The following is a 25,915-nucleotide window of genomic DNA, read 5'->3' on the forward strand; positions in this document are numbered from 1 at the left end:
CAGTGAGCAGAAAGATTTGGCTGTATGCGCTGGTTCTGGCCTCTTTAATCGTGCTGAGCCTTTTGGGGTTATGGTGGTTATGGCATTGGCAATACAGCCACGCCGAAGCAGATGCCCAGCGTCACGCAAATACGCGTCTAGCGCTCTACACCAGCAGCCTGCAAGGTGCGCTTGAGCGCTTTAACTACCTGCCTGACTTACTGGCCCAGCAACCTTTAGTCCAGGCTGCCCTGCGCGAACCTAGTGAGCTATTGCTGTCTCCTGTTAATCAGCACTTGGCAGAGGTCGCTGAGCGTTCGGGCGCTGACGCCATTTTTCTGATGGATAAGCAGGGCGTCACCCTGGCCAGCAGCAACTATGAGCTCGAGCAAAGTTTCATTGGCCACGATTATCACTTCCGCCCCTATTTTTACGATGCCATGCAGAGCGGTAGCGGTGAATTCTTTGCAATAGGTGACACAACCGGACTGCCGGGTTATTTCACCTCTTATGTCGTTACGCTTGGCGACGACACTGTCTCTGCGGGTGTCCTGGTGGTTAAGGTCTCACTGGAAGCGCTTCAAGAGGATTGGCGTCGAGCACAAGAAAACGTCATTTTGTCGGATGCCAATGGCGTTGTGATACTTTCTAGCCGTGAGCAGTGGCGGTTTCAGCACATTGATGGGCTTTCTGATGATGCCTTGGCGCAGATTAGTGCCCAACGTCAATTTCTCGATAAACCGCTTTCCCCGCTCGGCCAGCGTCTACATGACGATACGCTGGTAATAGGCAACCAAGCACAAGGGGGAGGCGAGCGTTTTCTGGTCGCTTCCCTACCGCTTTCTACACTGGGTTGGTCGATGCATTATCTCAGCCCGGTGCGGCCACTTTATATCAGTGCTCGCAACATACTCCTGGCGGGCTTAGTCACGCTTGCCGCTCTTTTGTTGTTTGGCTTGTGGCTACGTGAACGCCAAAAACGCCAACACATGCGCGATGCTCAGGCGAAAATCATCCAGCAAACCAATATTCGCTTGGAAGAACGTGTCCAGGAACGCACCCAGGCCTTAGAGGATGCGCAAGCTGAACTGGTCCAAGCGGGTAAATTGGCCGCCTTGGGGACCATGGCGGCAGGCATTGCCCATGAGCTTAATCAACCTCTTTCAGGCATCCGTACTTATGCTGCTAACGGTGAGCGGTTGTTGGCGCTTGGCCGTCAGGAAATGGCAGGTGACAACTTCCAACGTATTCAGGTATTAAGCAAACGCCTCGCCCGGCTAATCGAGCAGCTAAAGCTGTTTGCTCGCAAGGGCGAGAGCCGCGAGAGTGTGGATCTTCCGGCCAGCCTGAACTTCGTACTAGAACTACTGGAGGAGCGTTTCCAGCAGCAAAAAGTGCGTTTGGAGCGTGACGGCGATTGGCCGCAGTCACTCTGGGTACGCGGCGATGACGTTCGCCTGGAGCAGTTGCTCACCAACCTGCTGCGTAATGCGCTGGATGCGTTGAACGACATAGCCAATGGTGTCATTCGTCTGCATGTTGAGGTAACTACGGAACAAGTGCAGCTGACGATCCATGACAATGGACCTGGCTTGCCCCAAGAAGTGATCGAGCAGATGTTCGACCCATTCTTTACGACTAAACCGGTTGGGGAAGGCTTGGGGCTGGGGCTGTTTATTAGTTACGGCATTGCTCAGGATCTTGGCGGTAAGCTCAGCGCTGGCAATCACCCCGCTGGGGGCGCTTGGTTTCGTCTGTCATTACTGCATGGTGAGGAGACACCTTCATGACGCAAGCATCTTCTAGCACCTTAGCTCGACTATCGGCTGCTTCTCTGCCCGTCTGGCTGGTGGACGATGAAGCCGATGTCCGTGACTCTCTTAGCCAATGGTTGGAGGTGTCGGGGTTAGAGGTTCGCACGTTTTCACGCGCCGGTATGGCGCTGAATGCACTTCAAAACGGCCAGCCGTGCGGTGTCGTCGTCAGTGATATCAAGATGCCCGAGATGGATGGCTTGGCCTTGTTTGCCGCCGTGCAAGTGCTCGATACGCCGCCCCCGGTGATTCTGATCACGGGCCACGGTGATGTCCCCATGGCGGTTGCTGCGATTCAGCAGGGGGCCTGGGACTTTGTGCAAAAGCCCTTCGATCCTGAACGCCTTGAAGAGTGTGTACGACGAGCACTAGAGCATCGTGCCCTGGCGCTGGAAAACCTACAGTTACAGCAGGCATTACGGCATAACTATTTAAGCACGCGCCTGCTCGGCGACTCTGCGCTGATGCAAGTACTACGGCGCCAAGTGGAAAACTTAGCTGCTAGCCGCGCCAACGTGGTTATCAATGGTGAAACGGGCAGCGGCAAGGAAGTCGTGGCTCGCGCCTTGCACGACTTTGGCAGCGGTAGCCAAGGCGCTTTTGTGGCGTTGAACTGTGGCGCCATGAACAGTGAATTAATCGAATCAGAGCTATTCGGGCATGAAAAAGGCGCCTTTACCGGGGCGGGGGAGCGGCGTATAGGTCTGCTGGAAACCGCCAGCCACGGCACCCTCTTTTTGGATGAAATAGAATCACTGCCACTGTCTGCCCAGGTTAAGCTGTTGCGCGCACTGCAGGAAGGTGAAATTACCCGGCTAGGCAGCAACCAGGTTATCCACCTCCATCTTCGGGTCGTGGCGGCCAGTAAAGAGAACTTGCTGGAAATGGTCTCGCAAGGAGATTTTCGCGAGGATCTTTATTATCGCTTGGCGATTGCCGAGCTGGCGATTCCTCCCTTGCGTGAGCGCCGCGAAGATATTCCCTTACTGTTTCGCCACTTCTGCCATCAAGCCGCTGATGTTCACGAAAGGCCGCTGCGCGAACCCACCACAGAACTGCTGACTGCCCTCGGCAATCATCGGTGGCCTGGAAACCTCCGCGAGCTGCGCAATATTGCCACGCGCTTTATTCTTGGGCTGGATCTGCCCTGGCAAAGCTCGCCTATGCCGCCACATCAAGCGTCTGCGCTCTCTGTGCGTATGGAAGCATTTGAGGCTACCGTCTTGAAAGAAGCGCTACAGCGCCATAATGGCAATATTCAAGCGGTACTCGACGAACTCGATCTGCCTCGCCGTACACTCAATCAGAAAATGCAGCGTCACCAGTTGCGCCGAGAAGACTTTCTCGCGACCTAAACGGTTGATTCAAGAGTTAATGCGCTAGGGCTGATTCATCGGCCATTTTTTGCCGATGAGGGCAAAGTCCATCGGCGAAAAATGGCCGATGGTCGCTCAGGCGTCTTTGCCTTTTGTCGTAGAAGTAAAATTATAATTTATTGATTTTTATGCTTTTGTTTAAAGTTGGCTAGCTTCTCGCTCTATTGGGGAAGGAGTAGTGATTACTCCAACAATTCCAATAAGCTGGGAGCAACACCATGCTAAAACGCCAATTTCTTAAAACCGCTCTTTGTCTCGCTACCGCCGCTGCATTCGGCGTCAGTGCCTCTGCCGTTACCGCCCAGGAACCTACCGAGGGCGGACAATACATCATGGGCACTGCTACCACCGGTGGCACGTTCTATCCAGTAGGCGTCGCACTTTCTACACTGATACGTGTCAAGCTCGAGCCTACCCACGGCATCTCCGTTTCCGCCATCAGCTCGGCGGGTTCAGCGGAAAACTTGCGCCTGATGGATGATGACCAGGCTCAATTCGGCATTCTGCAAGCGCTCTACGGCGCCTGGGCATGGTCCGGTGAGGGGCCAGTGCCCAAAGCCTATGACAACGTACGCTCAGTTTCTATGCTGTGGCAGAACGTCGAACACTTTGTGATGCGTGACTCACTTGTCGATACTGGCACCATTGATGACTTGGCTCAGCTATACGGGCGCGGTTTCTCCATTGGTGCGCGCAATTCCGGTACCGAAGGCTCTGGTCGGCAAATTCTTGCCGGTCTGGACATTGATCCGGAGCAGATGGATATTGCCTACCTGGGCTACAGTGCCAGCGCTGATTCCATGCAGAACGGCAATATAGATGGTATGAACATACCGGCAGGCGTTCCGGCCTCTGCCGTGACCAGCGCCTATGCCAATATGGGCGATGACATTACCACGCTGAACGTGACCGCTGAGCAACTTGAGCGCATTAACAGCCAGTACCCAGTGTGGAGCGCTTTCGAAATTCCCGCCGACACTTACCCTGGTCAAGACTCCCCGATCAATACCATTTCCCAGCCCAATATTTTGGTGGTTAACGCCGATGTGCCTGAAGAGCATGTGTATCAGATCACCAAAGCCATGTTCGAGAACCTGCCGTTTCTAAACAACATTCACCCAGCAACGCGTGACATGGCTCTGGAAAAAGCGCTCGACGGTCTGCCGATACCACTGCATGCCGGCGCCGCGCGCTATTTCCAGGAACAAGGCATAGAAATTCCTGAGCATCTTCTCGAAGGCTGAAGGCCTATCGCCCTGCATCTGCCTGGCATAAGCCGGGCGGATGGCCTCCCTATGCCTTACTTAGTGTTATGAGGTACACCATGAGTCATTCGACACCTGATACGGTGCGCGATGAATCCGCAAGCAGCGCTTCAGAGCGCCTTGAGCACCCCTGGCTTGGGCGGATTCTGAGCTTGCTCGCCATCATCGTTGCTTTCTCACATATCTATTTCAATACCCTGGGCACTGTCTCAGAGATTTGGGTTAGTGCATTACACTTCGGTATGTTCGGCCTGTTGTGCGCGCTTTCCGTGCCGATGTTCAAAGCGCGCTCGGCTAGCGGTCAGCGCTTATTACTCGCCGTTGATGTGTGTCTTGGTCTAGCCGCCCTAGGCTGTGCGTTCTATTTAATCGGCTTTGAGGATGCGCTTTATGCCCGTGGGGTACGCTTTTCCCTGGCTGACTGGATCGTGTCGATTACCGCTTTGGCGTTGGTATTAGAATTTGCCCGCCGGACTACCGGCTGGTTTATCCCGCTGCTATGTATCATTGCGCTGACGTACGTTGCCTGGTGGGGGCGCTATGTCGGCGGGGTGTTCAATTTCCCCGGGCTGAACTGGGAAACCGTGCTGTTTCGCAGCTTCCTCGGCGGTGACGGCATGCTGGGATCGATTGCCCGGATTTCCTGGTCTTACGTTTTCATGTTCATTCTCTTTGGTGCCTTCCTAGTACGTTCGGGTGCTGGAGAGTTCATCATTGAGCTAGCGCGTTGTGCCGCGGGTCGCTTTGTTGGTGGCCCGGGGTTTGTCGCGGTATTCGCTTCAGGGCTTATGGGGTCAGTGTCTGGCTCCAGCGTAGCCAATACGGTTTCCACCGGTGTGATTACTATTCCCTTAATGCGTAAAGCGGGCTTTCCACCGCGTTTTGCGGCTGGCGTTGAAGCCGCGGCTTCAACCGGGGGCCAGCTTATGCCTCCCGTCATGGGGGCGGGGGCTTTTATCATGGCCTCTTACACCCAGGTTTCATATCTCACCATCATCGGGGTCGCTGCGCTTCCTGCACTGCTGTACTTCCTTTCGGTGGCCATGTTCGTGCGTATCGAAGCCAAGCGTAGCGGTACTCATCAGGTAGAAACGGAACAAGCTCCAAAACTGATTGATGTATTGAAGGGCGGTTGGCACTACCTGCTACCGCTCGTGGTGCTGGTCGTCGCCCTTATCAATGGCTTCACTCCCACCTATGCTGCCGGTATCGCTATCGTGTCGGTGGTCGTTGCTTCCTGGTTATCACGTTCACCCATGAAGCTTCAGGCAATTATCGACGCTTTGGTACTGGGCACCCGCAACATGGTTTCCACCGCCATTTTACTGCTGACGGTTGGTTTGATCGTCAATGTGGTGTCGACGACCGGCATTGGTAACATCTTTTCGTTGATGATCTCTGATTGGGCGGGCGGCAGCCTGTTAATCACCATCGTATTGATCGCGCTGGCCTCTCTTGTACTGGGGATGGGGTTGCCGGTGACGGCCGCTTACATCGTATTGGGCACACTATCGGCACCTGCATTGTATGGTCTGATGGCACAAAGTCAGCTGTTAGAACTGATTATGGCCGGTGATTTGCCCGAGCAGGCACGGGCGATCTTTATGCTTGCCGCGCCAGATGCTTTGGAAGCGCTGAATGCCCCGATGGACGCTGCCAGTGCCCAACAACTACTGGCCGTGGTGCCGGACGATTTCCGTTCACAACTCTACGAGCAGGCGCTTTCGTCGCACACGATATCGATGATGCTGGTGGCGGCGCACATGGTGATTTTCTGGCTATCTCAGGACTCCAATGTGACTCCGCCAGTATGCCTTACTGCCTTCGCTGCGGCGGCTATCGCCAAAACGCCACCTATGCGTACCGGTTTTACCGCTTGGAAAATCGCCAAGGGCCTCTACATCATTCCCTTGCTGTTTGTTTGGTCGCCAATGATCACCGGGACACCGGCCGAGATGCTGGTGGTATTTGCCTTCGCGTTATTCGGTATTTACGCCATTATCGCAGGGCTGGAAGGCTATCTGGAAAGCGAGTTGCCCTGGTGGCTGCGCCTAGCCATGTTCCCCATTGGTGCTTTAATGCTGTGGCCCCACGGAAACTTGCTGCTGGACTTCTTGGGCTTGGCACTGTTTCTGATGACGCTGGTGTGGAGTGCCAGACGTGACCGCCAGATGGTTCATGCGACGGCCTGACTTTAGGCGAGCATAAAGGGGGCAGCCCTCTTATAAATAGCGCTCAAATAAATGCCGCCATCTTTTGATGGCGGCATTTCAATGTAATGTCTTAATCAACGTGGGTGATGGGTTGTCGGTCGGGGTCAATATGCCAAGGCAGGCCGAGGCGTGTGTTGCGCTCTAGCTCAGCAATGACCTGGGCGCCCAGCAGCAAAATGATGGCACCGACTTCCAGGCTGAGCAGCACAATCACCAGCGTTGCTAGGGACCCGTAAACGGCGTTGACGAACGAGAGGTGAGTGAAATAGTAAACCAGTAGCAGCCGCACGCCTTCCCACAGCAGTGCCGCGACGAAACCGCCGATTACCGCTCGGCGCAACGCGATACGCACGATCGGTAGCACCTTATAGATAGCGCTGAATAACAAGAAAACCCCAGCAAAACTGAATAAGTTGAGTACCGGTTCGGATAAACCCGCAAACGGCAGTTCTCGCTCAAAGAGCGCCATCATCAGCGTATTGAGCGAGCTGGCCAGGGTGACTATCAGTGTTAAGGCCAGCAGCCCCGCCCCTAGCACCAGTATGAAAGCGTAAGGCAGCATCACTGAAACCCACACACTGCGCTTGATATGGGGGCTCTCTGGCGCATGGAAGATAATCGCCAAGGCATCTTCGAGCATGCGAAAGGCGAAGGAGCTGAAGAGTAATAGAATGGGTAAGCTAAGGATGCCGATGACGCCGCGAGACTTCAATAAACTGCGGACGGCGTCCATCAACACTTCGGCATGGGCCGGTGCTAGGTGGCGCGCTTGTACAGCAAGAACGCTGAGTAAATGCTGTTGATCTACCACTTTTGTCAACAGCACAACCAATACTGCAAATAGTGGCACGATCGAGAGCAAAATATTATAGCCCACCCCACCGGCGAGCAGGATGCCGCGATTCTTCAGGAAGTGACACACTACACGCCAGGCAAAATGAGCCAGCCGTGGCAGCAACAAAAGTAAGGCATTGAGTGCCGTTTGGTTGCGCCCCATCGTTTGCCATTCTCCTTGTGTGCCAATGTCTATGCCTTGGCTGTGATTGTGCAGCGACAACAAGCGTCAGTGAATAGACTGACGCACAGACCGGCAAAAAGATAGGCAATGATCAGCGTTGCGTTTATTCCTGGCACAGCGGCGCAGACCCGACCAGCTCATTGCGGCAGCGTTCAAGTGCCTGGGCAATGTAACGTCCCGCCATGCGTTCAGAAACGCCAATGCGTCGGCCGATCTCGGCTTGGGTCAGCCCCTCCAGGCGGTGCCAGGTCAACGCCTGGAGAAGCCGTGGTGGCAACGATGCCATGGCTCGCCGCAATTGGCGCTGGCATAGGGCGCTTTCGGTCGCCGTTTCTGGGCAAGAGTAGGGGCAGGCGAGGCAAAGGTGAGGGTCATCGAGTGGCTGGTGGTCAATGCGTGAGTAACAGCGGCGATGATGATCAATCATCAGGTTATTGGCGATGCGAAACAGATAGGCGCGTGGCTCTTCAAGGCCTTCGTTGCATGGCCGTTGGCTCAGGCGCAAGAACGCCTCCTGACAGAGATCATCGGCGAGGGCAGGGCAGCGAAGCCGTTGTCGTAAATAGCCATTTAGATCACCGGCGTGCAATCGATACAGACGGGTGAGGTCCAGGCGGTCAGTCATGTGAAAACGGTCATAGTGTCAGGGTCTCGAGTGATGTTGGTGCTTGTAGGGCCCGCCCTTACCGCGGGCCCGGTGGGACGGCTCAGGTTAGCTCCATTGGTTGAGTTGCCTTGGTGTAGGTGATGGGCCGGAAAGCAGCAATGGGGTTGGCTAGGTTGCCAGCGAATTTGAGGTTTTTTGCTGGGTCAGCCAAATCAAGCATCTGCTGATGGTCGCTGAGCTGAAGCCTGTTTAAGCAGGAGAGGGTGAACGCTGGTGCGAACAGATCGTGCTGGTCGAATTTCTCTGCGAACTCAGGATGGTCCTGCTGGTAATCAATGACGCAGCGTGCAACTTGCTCCCAGAAGGCGTCTTCCGTTATGTCGCCTTGCTCGACAAGAATTCCCGCCATGAAACGTAAGAAACAATCAAACACATCGGTGAATATCGATAATATTTTGAGCGACTCGGGAATATCGAGGCGGATTCGCGAAATGGCCTCGGGTAGCTCCACCTCGGTATTCATGATGGCGATCTCTTCGGCAATGTCCTTCATGATGGCACGCACTGGGACGCCGTCCTTAAGCTGTAAGATCAGGTTCTCACCGTGGGGCATGAAGACTAGTTCGTAGGCATAGAAGCAGTGCAGCAACGGGCGCAGATAAACTTTTAAGTAGCGACCCAGCCAGTCAGCAGTGGAAAGTCCGGAAATAGTGATCAGTTGCGGTAGCAGCGCGCGTTGATGTGCATCGATATGTAGCAAGGCGGCCATTGTCATCAGCTGATGACCTTCGCACTGGTAGCGCATGGGGCTCTCTCGCCAAAGGCAGGCCAGCATCTTCTTGTAGGCACTACGGCTATCGAAGGCTGGCTCGATGGTATCGCGGCGAAAGCCGATTGCAGCCTCCTCGCGGAGGATCGTGAAGCTCTGGGAGCGAAGCTCAGGGTCGCCGTCGACCAATGCCTTGATCCAGTCGTTAATGGTCGGTGTGGCGCGCATGTAATTGGGCGAGAGACCACGCATAAAGCCCATGTTGAGAATCGACAGTGCGGTTTTCACATAGCGCCGATTTGGCTGGCTCACGTTGAACCAGGTACGGATCGACTGCTGGGCCTGATACTGATCGTGACCGTAGCCCAAGCAGACGATGCGGTTCCGAGCTACCTCAGCGGCGAAAGTGATGGATAGCTTGTGGAACCACTGCCAGGGATGAGCGGGCATCAGCAGGTAGTCCGTGGGGTCGAGATGGCGCTCTCCCAGCCGTCGGTGAAAGTCATTTACTGTTGCTGTGCCGAGCTCCTCGCAAAGCAGTGCCTCGTAGTCTAGGCCTTCGATGGCACTGAAATGAGCGTCTTCGCGATGTACTGCGAGCCATACCAGGGTGATGGGCGCTGCGGCTTCTGGGGCAAAGGCGTGGTAGTCAACGGCGTCGAAGCCCATGCGGCCATTATTAGCCACGAACACTGGGTGGCCCTCCGTCATGGCGGCCTCCAGTGTCTGGAAGTCGGCATCGGCTAACCCATCGGCGTCGGGACGGTTGCTGTCTAGCTTGTAGGCGCTGCCGAACAGGGTGCTGGCAATCTCTTCCAGGTAAACCGGCAGCATCTCATCGCTGATCCCCAGGGGCTGGCGGAATTCGAGGATGAAGTGCTGTGCGTCGATCTCAGCTGATACGCCATCGACCCGCTTATCAAGGGAGTCGAGGTCGATCATCCAGTGATCCAGCGCCAGACGACGGGCGCGGAAGTGGTACTCGACCGCCGCGTTCGGGGCGGCCAGCCGGTAGTTGCCGTTGCCTTTGGTATCCACGTGCAGTGCCTCGGGGGCCAGCAGGCGCTCATGGGAGAACTCAGCAATCGCCTTGCGGGTCAGCCAGCGGTTGGCTTGAGCCCAGTGGTCGGGGGTTAGGTGGGAAGTGACCCGTGTGGGGTCGGCGGCCAGTACCTGGGTGATGCGCGGGTTCTCGCGGCTCACCGCCGAGGCGAACGCTTCTCGGTCGCAGAAGGCGAGGTGAGCGGTCTTCTCGGGCAGCTGCACTTCGCGTTCGTAAACAAAACCTACTCGGCGGTTGAGCGGATGGATCTTGCGGTTGTTGACGTCCGGCTCTACCACGATGCGCCGTGTGTCGGGGTCTTCAAACATAAAGGCCAGGATGGTGGTGATCACCTGGACGCTGAAGCCGGTCAGCGGCGTCTTGGTAGGCGCCACCAAAAAGTGCATCCCGCGGTCGCCCTCGGCCACATCATAGTGCTCACTGATGGGATCGTGGCGAGGGTCGTAGCACTCCACCAGAAAAGCAGGTTGATCGTTGAATAGTCCTAGGTAGCCCTGTGCTTGATTGCTTTCCTGCAGGTCGCGGTAGAAGGCAAGAACGCGCTCAGCCGAGTGGCCCTGCATTCCCCAGAAACTTGCTCGGGGAGCGGTAACCCAGTCGTGTATCAGGGGCAGGTCCTCGGGTAGGTGCAGTGGGCGGAGGCTGAAGCAGCCTAGCCCTTGAGCGTGGCGGCTGTAGTTGATGCGTGTGGTCGGGGTCGGTTGAAAGAGGTTCATGGTTAGGTCCTTGCAGAAACGGGATCAGTTGGCTGTGCTTGGCTCGCCGATGGCCCGGCCAGCAGCAAGCGATAGGCGAGGGCGCAGAGGGCGAAACCTAACGCCGCGACGAAAAAGGGGCTGGCCAGGCCCTGGGTGTCGACCAAGCGACCAGCGCCCCAGGAGGCGATGAGCACGCCGAGCCCCTGGAAGATATGGATTTTGCTGAAGTCGCTGGCGTAGCGTTTTGGTGTGCTGAGCTGGAAGAGACGTACTTCCAGGCGCACAGAGACGCGAAACAGTGCCCAGCCGAGTAGCAGCCGACCCGCTAGGATGGCGATAACCTCGCCACTGGCTTGGAGCAGTAGGCCCGTGAGGCCGATTGCCAGGGGCAGAACGATGGCCGCACCGCTCGGGCGTCGGCACAACAGATCGAAAGCCAGCAGCGCCACGGCGACACCGCCGGGAATCGCGAAGACCGCGCCAGCCAGCGTCGCACTCGGTTGGCCCGAGGCTAGCGCCCAGTACTGGGCGAAAAAGGGTCGTGCCAGATAGGCGCTGAAGGTGAACAGCAGCATCACCACACCCAAGCGCAGAATAGCGCCGTTGGCGCTCGGAGAGGTTGGAGTGGCGGGTGCCGCGTGGGGCACTTGTCCGCGGCTGAGCAACAGCAGGCAAACCGCCACCTGGAGAATATCGCTCACCGCCATCAACTGGAACACGCGAGCCGGCTGCCAGAGTTCCAGTACCAAGCCACCGACGATGGCACCGAGAATGCCGCCAGCATGTACCACCACTGACAGCATGCCGATTAGGGTGGCGTGGCGGTCCTGGGGTTCAAAGTGCATGAGGTACGGGTAGACCAGCAGGTAACTAGCCTTTGCCACCAACATGGCCAGCGACAGCCCCCAGAAAAGCGGAAGTGAAGTGACCAGCGCGCAGGACAGACTCAGGCCGCCGGCGACGAGTTGGGTGCCCACCAGCAGCTGCAGAGTGCCGAACCGTCGGGCCAGCAATGCCCAGATAGGCAGTGCCAGCATCACCACCAGGCAGCTCATGGCCAGGTAGCCGCCGACGTGGGCGGGGTCAGTCACACCGAATCTATCGGCAAAAAACTGCGGGTAGAAGGGCAGTAGCATGGAGTCGCTGACCACCGCCACGGCGGTGACACTTACCAGCCAGGGCGTCGGTCTCATGCAGGCTCCGCGTCCATCGGTTCAAAGACGGCCTCGCTCGGAGCGCCGAAGTGCTGGTAGGCGATGCGCTTCTCGATGGGGTAGACCTCTCTACCGGTCAAGGCGCGGATGATGCAGGCATTGCGATAGGGTCCCATGCCCAAATCCGGAGCCACCAAGCTGTGGGTGTGCAGTTCGGCGTTCTGCACGAAGAGTTCGCCGCGCCCGCCGTCGATGTCATAGAAGCGACCTACGGCGTAGCGTCCGGCGGTGTCGAAGGCGATGCGTGAGGTGATGGGCGCTAAGAAGTCTGGCACATGGTAGCGGTAGCCGGTGGCCATGATCAGCGCTGGGGTACGGTGACGGTAGTGGCGCCGCTGCTCGGTGTGCCACAGGGTCAGGTCGTACTCGCTGCGCTCGGCATCATAGCGGCAGGTTTCCAGGTTGGTGTTGGTGAGCAGGTCGGAACGGACCTTGCCGCCCAGCTCCTTGGCGTAGCGCAGGTCGTAAATCGCATCAATCAGCTCCAGGTTGATGCCCTTGTAGAGACTCTTCTGGCGCTGCATTAACCCGTTGCGGGTGGCTTCGGGCAGGGAGTGGAAGTAATCGATGTAGTCCGGCGAAGTCATCTCCAGGGTCAGCTTGCCGTACTCCAGTGGGAAGAAGCGTGGTGAGCGGGTTATCCAGTCGAGGCGATAGCCGAAGCGGTCGATGTCAGCGAGCAAATCATGGTAGATCTCGGCGGCACTCTGGCCGCTGCCAATGAGGGTGATAGCCTCCTGGCGCTGCAGCTCGGCCTTGTGCTGCAAATACTCGCTGGAGTGCAGCGGGCGTGGGTCTACTTCTCGGCAGCCCTCCGGCAGATAGGGGCTAGTACCGGTGCCAAGCACTAGTCGCCGTGCCAGATGGATCTGGGCCTCGCCGCTATGGGTGTCGCGGCAGCTCACCCGGTAAATTCCCGCGGGCTCGTCATAATCGATGCGAGTCACTTCGGTGCCGAAGCGGATGCTGTCTAGTTGGGCGGCTGCCCACTGGCAGTAATGGTTGTACTCCTTACGCAGCAGGAAGACGTTCTCGCGGATGTAGAAATTGTAGAGCTTACCCTGTTGTTTCAGGTAGTTGAGAACGCTGAAGCGACTAGTGGGGTCGGCCATGGTGACCAGATCTGACATGAAAGGCGTCTGCAGAGTGGCATCTTCAAGCAGCATGCCGGGATGCCAGTCGAAGCCGTCTTGGCGTTCTAGGAAGAGGCCATCAAGTTCATCAATTGGGTCGGTGAGGCAGGCTAAGCCAAGATTGAAGGGGCCAAGGCCAATGGCGATAAAGTCGTGGACAGTCTGTGTCATGATCATATCTCGCTGGAATCAGGAAGCTACTGCGCGGGTTGGCGTCTGGGCATCGCACCATGCTTGGCCGTGGTGAGAGATACGCTCGATGATGGCCACCAGATCTTTGAGACTGGTATCCGGGTTGAGTAGGGTGAACTTGAGATAAAGCCGCCCTCCGACGCGAGTGGCGGAAATTACCGCTTCGCCGTTGCGGGACAGTGTCGAACGCACGTGGGTGTTGAGCTCGTCTAGCTCTGTTTCGAGTAGCTCTGCTTCGAGTAGCTCTGTTTCCTGCAGGCTCGCCGGGCGGTAGCGGAACACCACGGTGCTCATGGGAGGATCGAGCAGCACCTCGAAGTCTGGGTGGCGGACCAGCTCGTTGTAAGCCTCGCTAGCCAAGTCGATGACCTGCTCGAACATCTCGCCGAGCGCATCGGCGCCCATGATGCGCAGGGTCAGCCATGGCTTGAGGGCGTCAAAGCGCTTGGTCGTCTGCAGGCTCTTGTTGACCTGGTCAGGGGTGCCCGCCTCGGCTTGGCATTGCGGGTTAAGGTAGTCGGCGTGATAGGTCACGTAGCGCAGGTCGCTGCGACGCCTTACCAGGAACGCGCTGCAGCTCACCGGTTGAAAGAAGGTTTTGTGATAGTCGATAGTGACCGAGTCTGCGTGCTCGATGCCCGCTAAACGGTGACGGTAGCGTCGCGAGCACAGCAGCCCACCGCCGTAAGCGGCATCCACGTGCAGCCAGATACCATGCTCCCGGCAAAGTGCGGCGATCTCCTCAAGGGGGTCGATGCTGCCGAAATCGGTGGTGCCAGCAGTGGCGACCACAGCGATGGGAATCAGGTTCATCGCCACACACTCTTCTAGGCGCGTCTTGAGGTACTCGGGGCTCATACGGTAGTGGTCGTCGCAAGCCACCGGCATCACCGCCTGATAGCCAAGCCCAAGAATTGCCGCCGACTTTTGCAAGCTAAAGTGACTGACCTCCGAGCCGAGAATGCGCAGTCGCCGAAAGTCTGCCGACAGGCCCTCATGCTTATTGCCGCCGTGCCCCTCAAGAGATGCGCCGTAATGGTCTCGGGCGATCATCAACGCCATCAGGTTCGATTGGGTACCACCACTGGTGAAGACGCCGTCGGCGTCCTGGCCTAAGCCAATGCGGGCAGCGGTCCAGTCGATGAGCGACTGTTCGACGAAGGTGCCTCCGGCGCTCTGATCCCAGGTGTCGAGGGATGAGTTGATCGGTGAGAGAATCGCCTCGGCGAGGATGCCTGGTAGCACAACGGGGCAGTTGAGGTGTGCCACGTAGCGAGGATGGTGGAAGTAAACGGCATCATCCAAATAGAGCCGTGACAACTCTTGCAGCGCAGGCTCTAGGCTGCCAAGCGGAGCGTCAAGATCGATGGCCTGGAACAATCCGCGCAGCTCTTCTGGGCGAGTGCCGGTGAAGGGGCGGTCTACTTGGGCGACCTTGCGCCTTACTAAGTCGATGCAACGAGTGGCCTGTTGCCAATAGGCTTCTGAATGGTCGGCATTGAACAGTTGGTTTGTTGCCAGCGGAGCGAATGCGCTGCTGAGGGACTTGCTCTCGTCTAGAACCTTTGTCGTCATGGTGTCATCTCGTTTATCCGTTGCGCTGCAAGGCAGTAGGTTCGCCGGTAGCTATTGATTGCGTCTCTTGCTGTGGCGCCGAGTGTTAGTAACGCCATTAAATTTAATGAAATGATAATCATTACATTTTGTTCATAACACACGACGTATCAGCCGTCGCTTTCTGAACCGGCAGAGGCAATTTTTTTTGTAAGGTGGAGGGCGCCAGCGTCTAACGAGGAAAAAGAGGGCACATGAATATCGCGATCTATAGGCGTCAGAAGACGCCTACCTGGCCATCACGAGTAGGTGTTAATTGATAATTGCTAGAGGGGCTTCTTAAAAGAGTTTAGTTTAATATCAGCTTAACCAATGCATACATTACTTTCCTGGTCTTCAAATACCGGTATTGCGTCAAGTTTATCGAAGGCGCCCGTTAAACAGTTGCCTGTTTTAATATCAAACGCTGCGCCATGGGCACTGCATAGCAAACGGCTTCTATCTGACGAAATGATACTCTCTGACCGGTAATTTAATGGTAAGTATTGGTGGGGGCAGGCATTGACGTAGCAATAAATGACACCATTTATGCGCGTTACAATGACGGGGAAAGATTCATCGTTACTAATAACTTCTATGCAGTGTGCATTGCCTTCTTCTATAAGGCTAGAAGGACAAACAATCGCCCCCTCTTGGGGGGCGTTTGCATAGTTACGCCAAGCGTCTTGCACAGTGTTTCCTTTTCGTCAGCGCTAATCTTGTTATTTAGCGTTTTTGCTATTCTGCAGTACTTTGCAACACGCCTCGGTTAATTTGATCCTCTTCGATGGATTCGAACAGTGCTTTAAAATTGCCCTCTCCAAAACCATCATCGCCCTTACGCTGGATAAACTCGAAGAAGATCGGGCCAATCACCGTTTTTGAGAAAATCTGTAGCAAAATTCTGGTTTCGCCACCGCCCACAACGCCTTCGCCATCAATCAAAATGCCGCGGTTACGAAGTTTATCGAGAGGTTCCTGGTGATCTTTTACGCGCTCAAGTGATTTTTCATAATAGATGCTCGGCGGGCCAGGCATGAATTCAAGCCCCGCGTCAGCGATTAAATCAGTGCCGGTGTAAATATCGTTCGTTGCAATGGCGATATGCTGAATACCTTCGCCGTTATACTCGCGCAAGTACTCTTCAATTTGGCTGTGATCGTCGGCACTCTCGTTAATCGGGATACGAATTTTGCCATCGGGAGAGGTTAATGCGCGGCTAGTAAGACCGGTGACTTTACCGGTGATATCGAAGTAGCGTATTTCACGGAAGTTAAAGGTGTCGTGATAAAACTTATACCACGTATCCATATTGCCGCGAATAACGTTATGAGTGAGGTGGTCAAGATAGTAAAAGCCAAACCCTTTAGGCTTAGGGTTTACCTCATCTAACCACTCAAACTCATTTGAATAACAGCTGCCTTTTTCGCCATACGTATCAATAAAGTAAAGCAGCGAGCCGCCAATACCAACAACTGCAGGCGCATCGATGGATTTATTGCCAGTGAACTCTTCAGCCCCTAACTCAACGGCACGTTTTAGGGCGTGCTGAGCATCAACAACGCGCCAAGCCATGGCCGGTGCACAGGGGCCGTGCGCCTCAATAAACGCTGATGCATGCGAGTTAGGCTCGCTGTTAAGCAGATAGTTAATATCACCCTGACGATAAACGGTGATTGACTTATCACGGTGCTTTGCAACGGGGACGAAGCCCATTTGCCGAAACAGGCTGTCTAACTTTTCCGGCTCAGGATGGGCAAATTCAACAAATTCAAACCCATCGGTGCCCGCTGGGTTTGCATCGCTTATGGTTACTTTTGGCGCGTCATGAGGAAAAGGTCCCATCGCTGTCTCTCCTATTATTGTCTTGTAAGTGAACAAGCTCAGTATAGGGAAGAGGCGGTGCAATTAGGTTGCAAACTAACCTAAGATAACGCCAAATAGTGCACATCTTGTGCGCAACTGGAGTGTTCTATGCACGGGATTTCTTTGGATCGATATGATTTTGCAATTTTATCAGTATTGCAGAAGAACTCAGCCCTCACCAATTCAGAGTTGGGAGAACGTGTCAGCTTGTCTCCCTCTCAGTGCTCCCGGCGCAAAGCGCGGTTAGAAGCCGAAGGGGTGATTAAGGGGTATTCGGCGAGGCTTGATGCCTCCAGCCTGGGGTTTGGCTTGCGTGCGATCACCCGCGTTAATCTCAAAGCGCATGGTGAGAGCATGGATGATGATTTTGTAACGTTACTGACGAAGCACGCCATGGTGCGTGAGGCTTATTCTGTGTCGGGGGATGCGGACTATGTACTGCATGTGATCGCCAAGGACCTCACCGAGTTTTCAGACTTTATTCATCATCATCTACTCCCTCATCCTAATGTCACCCAGGTTCGCTCTGAAATCATACTGCGGAGTATGAAAGAGGAGCAGGGGCTGCCGGTGAGTGGTGGCTAGGCGATGTCCGAAATCACTGACTTTTCAGGCAAAGCCTAAGTAGCTACGTTAGTTTTGTGCCGTGAGGGTTCTATGCGTCTTAAATTTTATTGTCAGAATCGTATCGGTATTCTTCGCGATATAGTGGCCCAGTTTGCTGACTACCGCATAAATGTCGCGCGGGGCGAAGTTGGGGGCGAGCAGGGCAATACCATCTATTTGCATGTCCCGAAGTTGCTTAATGCTCAACTGAGTACGCTTAAGCCGGTGCTGGAAGCTATCCCAGGCGTTTTTGGCGTCAAACGCGCGAGCTTGATGCCCAGCGAGCGTCGTCATTTGGAGTTAGATGCATTGCTGTCTTCGCTGTCTGACCCCGTTATGTCGATAGATATGCAGGGTCGCATTGTAGCGGCCAACCGTATCGCCGTTCAGGTATTGGGGGTGCGCGTTCAAGAAGTACCTGGGCTCTCGCTGGATCGTTACCTTGACGAAGTCGACCTTCCCGAGGTGATTCGCCGCAATAACTCACGTATCAATGGGCTGCGGATCAAACTGAAAGGCGACACCTATCTTGCCGATATTGCGCCACTGCACACCGAAGACACGAAAGTAGATTCATTAGCTGGGGCGGTGGTGACGTTGCACCGTGCCGACCGTATCGGGGCACGTATTTATCAAGTGCAGCGCCAGGAACTGCGTGGCTTTGAGGCCATCTTTCAGTCGAGTTCGCGATTGGCAGCCGTGATCAATGAGGCGCGGCGCATGGCGCCACTGGATGCCCCGCTGCTGATTGTAGGGGAAACGGGGACTGGGAAAGAGCTGGTCGCCAGAGCCTGTCATTTGGCAAGCCACCGCGGGCAAGCGCCGTTTGTGGTGCTCAACTGTGCTGGGCTGCCAGAATCAATGGCCGAGACAGAGCTTTTCGGTTACGCGCCCGGTGCTTTTGAAGGCGCTCGGCCAGAAGGCAAGCTTGGCTTGCTGGAGCTTAATGAAGGCGGCACCGTGTTTCTTGATGAAGTCGGTGAAATGAGCCCGCGGCTGCAGACAAAGCTGTTGCGTTTTCTTCAGGATGGAGGCTTCCGGCGTGTGGGTAGCGACGAGGAAACCTTCCTGGATGTCCGGGTGATCTGTGCCACTCAACAGAACCTGCCGCAGTTATGTAGTGAAGGGCTGTTTCGGCTGGATCTTTATCACCGGCTTAATGTGCTGTTGCTACAGGTCCCTCCCTTACGCGAATGTTTGGATGGTATCGAGGAGTTGGCTGCCTATGTGCTTGATCGTGCGGCGCGTCAGATAGGCTGCCCTTTGCCTGAACTTTCACCTGCTGCGTTGGAAAAAATCATCCGCTACGACTGGCCGGGCAATGTGCGTCAGTTGGAAAATGTGTTGTTCCAGGCGGTGTCGCTATGTGAAGAGAAAGCCATTCAGCCGGTGCATTTGCGTCTTCCTCACAGTGAAGTATCGCCTGAGCTGGCGGGTATTCCATTAGAGGGAAGCTTGAGCGACATGTTAGGCGAGGTGGAAAAGAATATCTTGAGTACGCTGTATCAGCAGCATCCCTCCAGCCGCCAGTTAGGCAAGCGGTTGGGTGTTTCCCACACAACCATTGCGAATAAACTCAAGCGTTACGGTATTGGTGCTCAAGATGGCACTTGAAACCGTACCTGGAACAGCACGTTAAGCCGTATTCAAGACTCTACTTAAGCAAAATCTTAAAAAAGTACGTATAGCAGGTGAATTAACTGTCACGATTTGTTTACAGCTTGTCAGAAAAATACAACGGCAAGACACCACTCTTCGGCATTTTTTTCTGGGTGTAACGATTACTTTACAGTTTTATGCCGCTTCCGCGGGTAGCGCCTCGCCGAATGCGATTTAACCCCATTCCTGCCCTATGGCTATCTCCATAGACTCTTTATAGATTGCTCTTTATGACTGATTGACCGCAGTTGGTTGGCTTTTATAGGCAGTTAATCGCTCTTAAGTAGCTGTTCTAGCTGCTCATAATAAATAGCCTAAAAAACAATATAAATTTATAAGGTTTCCCAATGACAACGACAAATACGCCCCCCAAAACGCTGTGGCTGGGCCGCTGGGGGTTTGTGCTGGCAGCCACTGGCTCTGCAGTGGGCCTGGGTAATATCTGGAAGTTTCCTTACATCACTGGCGAGTTCGGGGGTGGCGCTTTTGTGCTGGTCTATTTGGCCTGCATATTGGCAGTAGGTGTTCCTATCATGATGGCTGAAATCAGCTTCGGGCGTCGCGGTAGGGGTAGCCCGATTGATGCTATCCGTCGAGTGGTACATGAGTCAGGGCGCGGCAGTTTCTGGTCGATCTTCGGCTGGATGGCCATGCTGTGTGGTTTCATGATTCTGTCGTTCTACGTGGTCGTCGCTGGCTGGTCATTTTCCTATCTGTGGAAAATGCTGAGCGGCGGACTGGCCGGTAATAGCGTCGATGATATGGCAGCAATTTTTGCCGCTAATAATGCCAACCCTTTCACGTTAGGCGCCTGGAGCACGCTAGTGACGGTGCTAACCATGTTCATCGTCGGTAAGGGCGTACAAGCAGGTATTGAAAAGAGTGTCAGTTGGATGATGCCAGGCATGGTGATCATGCTGGGCATACTGATTGGCTACGGTGCTTTTTCTGGTGGCTTTGCCGAAGCTTGGTCTTTTCTGTTTTCTTTTAATGCCGAAGGGTTAAGCAGTGAAGGGCTCTTAGCGGCACTGGGGCATGCCTTCTTTACCTTGTCGCTCGCGTCTGGTGCCATTCTTACCTACGGCTCTTACCTGCCAGAAGGGCACTCCATTGCGCGCACGACATTCAGTGTGGCCATTGCCGATACCGTTGTCGCGCTGATGGCAGGCTTGGCTATTTTCCCGATTATTTTCGCTAACGGAATGAATCCCGGCCAAGGGCCAGGATTGATTTTCATGAGCTTACCGCTGGCCTTCCAAGCAATGCCGTTTGGTACGTTGTTTGGCGTCCTGTTCTTTGTGATGCTGTCGATGGCCGCGCTTACGTCGTCGATTTCAATGATCGAAGCGACAGTGGCCTGGCTAGTTGCAAGCAAAGGGATGACGCGCAAACGGGCATCCTGGGGTGTGGGCATCGTGCTGTGGTTGGTAAGCACCTTGGCAATGCTGTCTTTCAATATGGGCGCGGATTGGACGGTGGCAGGCCGCACTTTCTTCGATTGGCTGGATTACCTGACCTCCCGTTGGATGATGCCATTAGGCGGTTTAGGTACGGCACTGATGGCAGGCTTCCTGCTGCGTACTGAGCTATTTAGAGAGGAGCTAGGGCTCTCCCGTACCCAACACACGCTGTGGCTGTTTATGGTGCGTTACGTCAGCCCGTTAGGCATCGTGTTAATTTTCATCGATGCGCTGGGCCTTGCCACCCTTCAAGTAGGCACTCAGTGGCCGTGGCTGCTAGCCCTGCTGGTGGTTATTACCGTGGTGGGAGAGTTAGCTAGCCCACGACTGCGGCATCAGGCTTCCTGAAGCAACTCATTAGAATAAGACATTAAGAAGAGTCATCAAAGCGCTCTCATCGATAGTCGATGGGAGCGCTTTGCGTTAGAGAGATACGTTGCTGGTATGTTAATCAACACGCTTCACTGTGCCGCTAAGGCATCAAAGGCATTGGCGTTAGGGCATAAGCGGCGGCACTCATCAAGCTCGGCACTTGCCCGCATCGCTTTCCAACAATCGCCAACGGCTGCGCAAGCGTTGCAGGTGTCACGCAGTGTACGATAGTCGGCATGATTTATCAGACCATTTCCATGAAGCTCACTCTCTTTAAGACCGAAGCGCTGCATCATAACTGGCATTAAGGTTTTGGCTGGGCTGAAATGAGCGGGTTGGCCTGCTGCTAGCTGCCTTGCCACTGCCTGCTCAAAGCGTGGCTCTAGCGGTCTTTCCAGGTCGTTGATAAGTGCATCATAGCTAGCGCCTGCTTGCTGGTTTATGTTGCGGGCTAACGTCGCGGTTGATGCTGTATAGCAGCGCTCTGTGAGGCGGCCCCACCAAGAGGTGGTATCTGTATGCTGGGCAGTATCCATGGTCATTCTCCCTCGGCGGTTCTTGATGATGACATCAGTATCAACCGACGAGAGATAAACTATCTTGACGCGGATCAAGTTGGTTTCAAGTGAAACAAACAGGCGGGGCCATGGTTGCTACTAAGTGACGATGATAGCGTTACGAAGATCTTATCCTACTTACCAGCTTTGCAAAGTGCGACTAAGCCTGCCTTAGACGCTACGCCTAGCTTGGCGTAGGCACGCTTGCGGTAGGTTTCAGTGGTTGAAAAAGCGATATCGAGTTTAGCCGCCGCTGTTTTGAGCGTGTGGCCACGTAGCAGATAGAGACACAGCTGACGCTCGCGTTCGGATAGCGGGGCCAGCGCGGCAGCTTCGCAAGAACTAAGCCGCTCGGGCCTGGCGGGGGCATTGCTGTAATGGCGGCGAATTAAACTGGTCATCAGCGGCGCTAAGCTATTTAAGCAATCCAGATTAGCTGAGGTGAAAGGGCCTCTCCGAGTGCCTCGATAGAGATTAAGATAATAAGCGCCCTCTTTGGCGGCAATGTTGAGTGATACCTTGTCAATAAGGTCTGGAAACGCAAATAGATGACTACGATATGCCGGCGACATCGCTTCTACCTGCATGGTAGTTAAAACGTCGGTAGGTGTATTTTCCGGCTGGCCTGCCAGTTTGCTTAGCTGCAGGTAATTCGGATCTTGTCGGAACAGGCCACTTACGTAAATGTGAGCCAGACGATCAGCAACGCGTGGAAGCTGATGATTGGCGGCCAGCAAACAATCGATCTCACCGCTCGTCGAGTAGCCAAAAATCATACATTGTTCGATACCAACGGCTTGATGCAGTAACGCGAGCAGTTGGCATTCGAAGTTGTCTCTTTCCACGGCCTCGATGCAGGTCGCCACGCTTGGCAGAAGGTTTCCCCATTCGGTTAGCTGAGTATTAGCCGTTTCTTTCATATATCCCCCCGCCATCACGAGATGAGTTAAAGCTAACGGTCAGTTATGTCCCGTTTTTTACGGGACAACTCCCCCGCAACCTTCATTGTAGGCTAGCGCTCTATACGGCCCATATACCCTCCGTAAAACATCAATTTTAAAAATAACAGTAATTAGGAGTATGTCATGCGACCAGCAGGCAAGGGTGAGCTTGACTCGTTGTATTTTGATTATCCGCATTTCCCCTTTGTGTGTCCCGCTGAATTGATAGGTGAGAGGCAACAGCACCGGGTTGCCATTGTCGGGGCAGGTCCTGTCGGCGTCGCCGCTGCGCTGGAGCTGGCGCGTCAAGGTGTTCAGTCTGTACTGCTTGATGATAAGGCGACGCTCAATGACGGTTCCAGAGCGATCTGCCTATCCCGTCATAGCTTGGAAATACTCCAACAATTAGGCGTCGAGCAGCAATTTATCGACAAAGCGCTTGACTGGACGCGAGGGCGCTCCTATTTCCATGATCAGGAAGTCTATCGTTTTGAGATGCCACACTCAGAACACGAACGCTTTCTGCCGATGTACAACCTTCAGCAGCAGTATATTGAGCAGTTTCTGGTCGATAAAGCGCTGGAAAGCCCCTTAATCGAAATGCGCTGGCAGCAGGCAGTTAACGATGTCACGCAGCATGACACCGGCGTGACACTGCGTGTTTCCACTCCGCAGGGGGAGTACCAATTGAAGGCCGACTATCTGCTGGCGGCGGATGGTGGGCGCAGTGTTGTGCGCAAGTCGTTTGATCTTTCGTTACACGGTGAGTCCTATGAAGGACGCTATGTAATTGCTGATGTACGCATGAAGTCTGACTTTCCGACCGAGCGCAGGGCTTTTTTCAGCCCTTCAGTAATGCCTGAATCTACTCTGCTAGTGCATAAACAGCCTGATGATATTTGGCGCATTGACTATCAACTGTTGCCGAACGAGAGCCCCGAGCAGGCTGTTACCGAGAGCGCCATTCGTGAACGCGTTGGTATGATCATCGAGATGCTAGGCGAAGAGGGGAAGTGGGAGCTTGAGTGGTGGAGCCTTTACAAAGCCTACACGCTGGCCCTCGACGATTATCGCCATGGCCGTGTGCTGTTTATTGGCGACAGCGCCCATTTAGTCCCCATTTTTGGTGTGCGTGGGCTTAACAACGGGCTGGCCGATGCGATTAATGCCGCCTGGAAGCTAGCCTGGGTACTCAAAGGCGAGGCTTCCGAGAAACTGTTGGATAGTTATAGTCCAGAACGGCGTGGTGCCACATTAGAGGTCTTCGCGAATGCCGGTAAGAGCACCCGCTTTATGACCCCGCCCAGTCAGGGGTATCGGTTGATGCGAGATGCCGCACTATCGTTGGCTCTACGTAACGACTACGCAAGCCGCTTTGCCGATCCTCGGCAAGTTACGCCCTACACCTATGCTGAAAGCCTAGTGACGGCAGAGGATGACAAGAGTTTTAGTACAGGTCCGATACCTGGCGCACCGTTAATCAATCGCCGATTAGGCGAAAACAACTTCTTGCTCGACCACTTGGGAACGGGGTTCAACCTGCTGTTGTTTAGTGAGGATGGTAGCGTCACGCCTGAGCTACAGGCCGTCTTAGTTGACCTTCAGAAACACTACAGCAGTCTGGATGTATTGGTGATTGCCCGTCATGCCAGCCCGGCATTTTTTACTACATTGATTGATCACCAGGGTGCTTGTTTTGATGGTTATGACGCCAGTTCTGGAAGCGCTTACTTAGTACGCCCTGATCGTCATATCACCGCCCGCTGGAAAGCAGTTGATGCTGCTTCCCTTAGCGCCGCCTTCAAGAAAGCACTAGGAGAATAATGCTCATGACAGCGATATCGACATCAACAGCCTCTTCACAAGCAGTTTTACCGTTTGCCGACCTTGAACAGGTTTATGAACAGCTAGCCGTCATGCTTGATTCGGTACCTGAGACGCAGCACACACTACTGCTTGCCCAACTGGCGTTAGCGCTTGCGCACCGGATACCCGATATCAATCAGGTAGTCGCGGCGATTAATGAAGCGCGCGAGGGTACCCGACTTGATGAGAGGAAAAGTAAAGAGGCAATTAGAAGCGGGGATTAGCAGTAGGTAAGAGAGAAGCAGAAAGAGGGGAAATAAGTGTTTCCCCCTCTTTCATAGAATAGAGCGTATTTGATAACGAGTGTTTGACGACGAGTGTTGGATAAAGAGTGCTTAGCCAAGCACGTTTAATAATAAACGTTTAGTAAAGAACAGCTCAGTGACTAACAACACTCGCTTCGATACGCTCTTCGGCCGCTGCATTGACTAACTGTTCATGAAAGAAGGCAAGTGCGGCAGGCGCGTCAACACCACGACTCTTTATCGACTCACTCCAGGCATCTTGTAAGTTGGTAGCAACGCCCCTCAGGTAATCAATGTCTTGTTCCGATGCTTGGGTAAAGGTTGCGCCATTTTCTTCACCAAACTCAACGCCGCGCTGGTCGGAAATATCCATCATGTAGCCAAACAAGCGTGAAAGCCGTTCACCTGATACGCTTTCAATCGCCGCGCGGTCTTCGTCCGACACTTGGTCCCAGAACATCGGGTTCATAACAATCGCAAAGCTGCCGCGATAGAAACCGCCGTCTACGGTAAGGGTGTGCGGGGCAACTTCAGCCACACGGAAGCTGCGCAAGCTCTCAAGCGTTAGCATCGCACCGTCGACAACGCCCTGGGAGGCCGCTTCGTAGGTGCCTGTCGGAGGAATGGAAACCCCGGTCACTGACATTGCCTCGGCTAAGCCACTCATCACTCCGCCGCCCACGCGCAGCCGTTTGCCAGCAAGCTCATCAATTGAGCTTATTTGGTCACGGGTAAATATTTGCCCTGGCCCGTGTACGCCCATCGCAACGACATCAACACCGCGGTGCTCATTGGCTTGCTGCAAATACTCTTGGTGGGTATGCCAATAGGCAGCAGAAGCATCTTCTGAAGAGAACTCCTCAAAGGTGGGGAATTCAGGTAACTGCGTGGCTAGAAAACGACCCGCCATATGGGCGTGAAAAATCCAGCTGGCGTCTGCAATACCATCAGCAACGATCTCCATTTGTGCGGGAGGAGGCCCCATATCGTGTACCACTTCTACCGTGACACGGTCATCAGTGGCTTCTTCAATCCACGCCTTCCAGGTCGGCCAAACAATGGTATTAATTCCGTGATTCGGCCCACCCCACGTGCTAACGGTGATCGTTGCCTGGGCAAATGAAGACATGCTGAACGCCATGCTGGAAAGCGCGATAGCACCCACGAGTAAGCGAGCTGGTTGTTTCATGCGGAAACTCCAAAACGACGTTATTAACGTCTGTGTTGTTATTGGTAACGCCTAACACCGAGCAAGTAGCGCCTTCTCAGGAGGCGTAAATCACAACGCTTACCTTGCCTCTAGATAGTTTCAATAGCAACTAATTTAAAGTTGGTTGAGTTGATACTTAAGTCTTAATTTTGAAGTTTTGGAGGTTCATTCTAACGGGCAGTAAGGCTTGGTGGTCTCA

20 protein-coding genes are annotated in these 25,915 nt (G+C 54.5%); 9 read left to right on the forward strand and 11 right to left on the reverse strand.

All coding sequences use genetic code 11. From position 1 onward, the window contains the following. Positions 1–2: 2 nt before the first annotated feature. The 4 genes from K7H08_RS10215 to K7H08_RS10230 all read left to right on the forward strand — a co-directional run bounded on the left by K7H08_RS10215 (position 3) and on the right by K7H08_RS10230 (position 6,626). Positions 3–1,769, forward strand: a complete 1,767-nt coding sequence (locus K7H08_RS10215) for a sensor histidine kinase (RefSeq protein ID WP_231657844.1) — start codon at positions 3–5, stop codon at positions 1,767–1,769. Continuing rightward, positions 1,766–3,148, forward strand: a complete 1,383-nt coding sequence (locus K7H08_RS10220; protein WP_231657845.1) for a sigma-54-dependent transcriptional regulator — start codon at positions 1,766–1,768, stop codon at positions 3,146–3,148. The genes K7H08_RS10215 and K7H08_RS10220 overlap by 4 nt, the downstream gene beginning before the upstream one ends. A gap of 239 nt (positions 3,149–3,387) precedes the next feature. After that, positions 3,388–4,413 (forward strand): TAXI family TRAP transporter solute-binding subunit, encoded by a 1,026-nt coding sequence (locus K7H08_RS10225; RefSeq protein ID WP_038479180.1) that lies wholly within the window; start codon positions 3,388–3,390, stop codon positions 4,411–4,413. A gap of 80 nt (positions 4,414–4,493) precedes the next feature. Beyond that, positions 4,494–6,626 (forward strand): TRAP transporter permease, encoded by a 2,133-nt coding sequence (locus K7H08_RS10230; RefSeq protein WP_095603552.1) that lies wholly within the window; start codon positions 4,494–4,496, stop codon positions 6,624–6,626. Between the two features lie 91 nt (positions 6,627–6,717). Here K7H08_RS10230 and K7H08_RS10235 read toward each other — a convergent pair whose 3' ends face one another. The 8 genes from K7H08_RS10235 to hppD form a co-directional block, all read right to left on the reverse strand. Then, the gene (locus K7H08_RS10235; RefSeq protein ID WP_038479174.1) at positions 6,718–7,644 is read right to left on the reverse strand and encodes a YihY/virulence factor BrkB family protein; all 927 of its coding nucleotides are present in this window, start codon (positions 7,642–7,644) and stop codon (positions 6,718–6,720) included. A gap of 124 nt (positions 7,645–7,768) precedes the next feature. Next, positions 7,769–8,290 carry an RNA polymerase sigma factor gene (locus K7H08_RS10240; protein ID WP_038479171.1) on the reverse strand — a complete coding sequence of 174 codons (522 nt, stop codon included), beginning with the start codon at positions 8,288–8,290 and terminating at the stop codon, positions 7,769–7,771. 82 nt (positions 8,291–8,372) lie between these two features. Further along, positions 8,373–10,820 (reverse strand): GNAT family N-acetyltransferase, encoded by a 2,448-nt coding sequence (locus K7H08_RS10245; RefSeq protein WP_269438860.1) that lies wholly within the window; start codon positions 10,818–10,820, stop codon positions 8,373–8,375. Between the two features lie 2 nt (positions 10,821–10,822). Further along, positions 10,823–11,995, reverse strand: a complete 1,173-nt coding sequence (locus K7H08_RS10255; protein ID WP_231657846.1) for an MFS transporter — start codon at positions 11,993–11,995, stop codon at positions 10,823–10,825. Continuing rightward, on the reverse strand, positions 11,992–13,320 hold the full coding sequence (locus K7H08_RS10260; protein WP_231657847.1) for a lysine N(6)-hydroxylase/L-ornithine N(5)-oxygenase family protein: 1,329 nt from the start codon (positions 13,318–13,320) through the stop codon (positions 11,992–11,994). The genes K7H08_RS10255 and K7H08_RS10260 overlap by 4 nt, the downstream gene beginning before the upstream one ends. An 18-nt stretch (positions 13,321–13,338) precedes the next feature. Next, on the reverse strand, positions 13,339–14,916 hold the full coding sequence (locus K7H08_RS10265; RefSeq protein ID WP_231657848.1) for a pyridoxal phosphate-dependent decarboxylase family protein: 1,578 nt from the start codon (positions 14,914–14,916) through the stop codon (positions 13,339–13,341). A 344-nt stretch (positions 14,917–15,260) separates the two neighbouring features. Continuing rightward, a complete protein-coding gene (locus tag K7H08_RS10270) occupies positions 15,261–15,626 on the reverse strand; it encodes a Rieske (2Fe-2S) protein (protein ID WP_231657849.1) in 366 nt (121 codons plus the stop codon). A 46-nt stretch (positions 15,627–15,672) separates the two neighbouring features. Then, positions 15,673–16,779, reverse strand: a complete 1,107-nt coding sequence (gene hppD / locus K7H08_RS10275; protein WP_038479155.1) for a 4-hydroxyphenylpyruvate dioxygenase — start codon at positions 16,777–16,779, stop codon at positions 15,673–15,675. Between the two features lie 129 nt (positions 16,780–16,908). Between hppD and K7H08_RS10280 the strand changes: the two genes are divergently transcribed. The 3 genes from K7H08_RS10280 to K7H08_RS10290 all read left to right on the forward strand — a co-directional run bounded on the left by K7H08_RS10280 (position 16,909) and on the right by K7H08_RS10290 (position 20,873). Beyond that, entirely contained in the window at positions 16,909–17,385 is a 477-nt protein-coding gene (locus K7H08_RS10280; RefSeq protein WP_231657850.1) for an Lrp/AsnC family transcriptional regulator, read from the forward strand. 72 nt (positions 17,386–17,457) lie between these two features. Beyond that, on the forward strand, positions 17,458–19,020 hold the full coding sequence (locus K7H08_RS10285) for a sigma-54-dependent transcriptional regulator (protein ID WP_231657851.1): 1,563 nt from the start codon (positions 17,458–17,460) through the stop codon (positions 19,018–19,020). A gap of 392 nt (positions 19,021–19,412) precedes the next feature. Then, positions 19,413–20,873, forward strand: coding sequence for a sodium-dependent transporter (locus K7H08_RS10290; RefSeq protein WP_038479146.1), 1,461 nt, complete (start codon positions 19,413–19,415; stop codon positions 20,871–20,873). Between the two features lie 113 nt (positions 20,874–20,986). On the opposite strand, the gene K7H08_RS10295 is transcribed toward K7H08_RS10290, so the two are convergent. Together K7H08_RS10295 and K7H08_RS10300 are read right to left on the reverse strand one after the other, a co-directional pair. Beyond that, positions 20,987–21,433, reverse strand: coding sequence for a DUF6455 family protein (locus K7H08_RS10295; protein ID WP_231657852.1), 447 nt, complete (start codon positions 21,431–21,433; stop codon positions 20,987–20,989). A gap of 155 nt (positions 21,434–21,588) precedes the next feature. Continuing rightward, positions 21,589–22,374, reverse strand: a complete 786-nt coding sequence (locus K7H08_RS10300; protein WP_231657853.1) for a helix-turn-helix transcriptional regulator — start codon at positions 22,372–22,374, stop codon at positions 21,589–21,591. A 165-nt stretch (positions 22,375–22,539) separates the two neighbouring features. On the opposite strand from K7H08_RS10300, the gene K7H08_RS10305 reads away from it, so the two are divergent. Further along, positions 22,540–24,219, forward strand: a complete 1,680-nt coding sequence (locus tag K7H08_RS10305) for an FAD-dependent monooxygenase (protein WP_231657854.1) — start codon at positions 22,540–22,542, stop codon at positions 24,217–24,219. 5 nt (positions 24,220–24,224) lie between these two features. Next, positions 24,225–24,485, forward strand: coding sequence for a hypothetical protein (locus K7H08_RS10310; RefSeq protein ID WP_231657855.1), 261 nt, complete (start codon positions 24,225–24,227; stop codon positions 24,483–24,485). 154 nt (positions 24,486–24,639) lie between these two features. Here the strand turns inward: K7H08_RS10310 and K7H08_RS10315 are convergent, their stop codons facing one another. Further along, positions 24,640–25,695, reverse strand: coding sequence for a TRAP transporter substrate-binding protein (locus tag K7H08_RS10315; RefSeq protein WP_231657856.1), 1,056 nt, complete (start codon positions 25,693–25,695; stop codon positions 24,640–24,642). Positions 25,696–25,915: the final 220 nt, after the last annotated feature.

The sequence above is a fragment of the Halomonas sp. IOP_6 genome (genome assembly GCF_021151565.1).
GTDB lineage: Bacteria > Pseudomonadota > Gammaproteobacteria > Pseudomonadales > Halomonadaceae > Vreelandella > Vreelandella alkaliphila.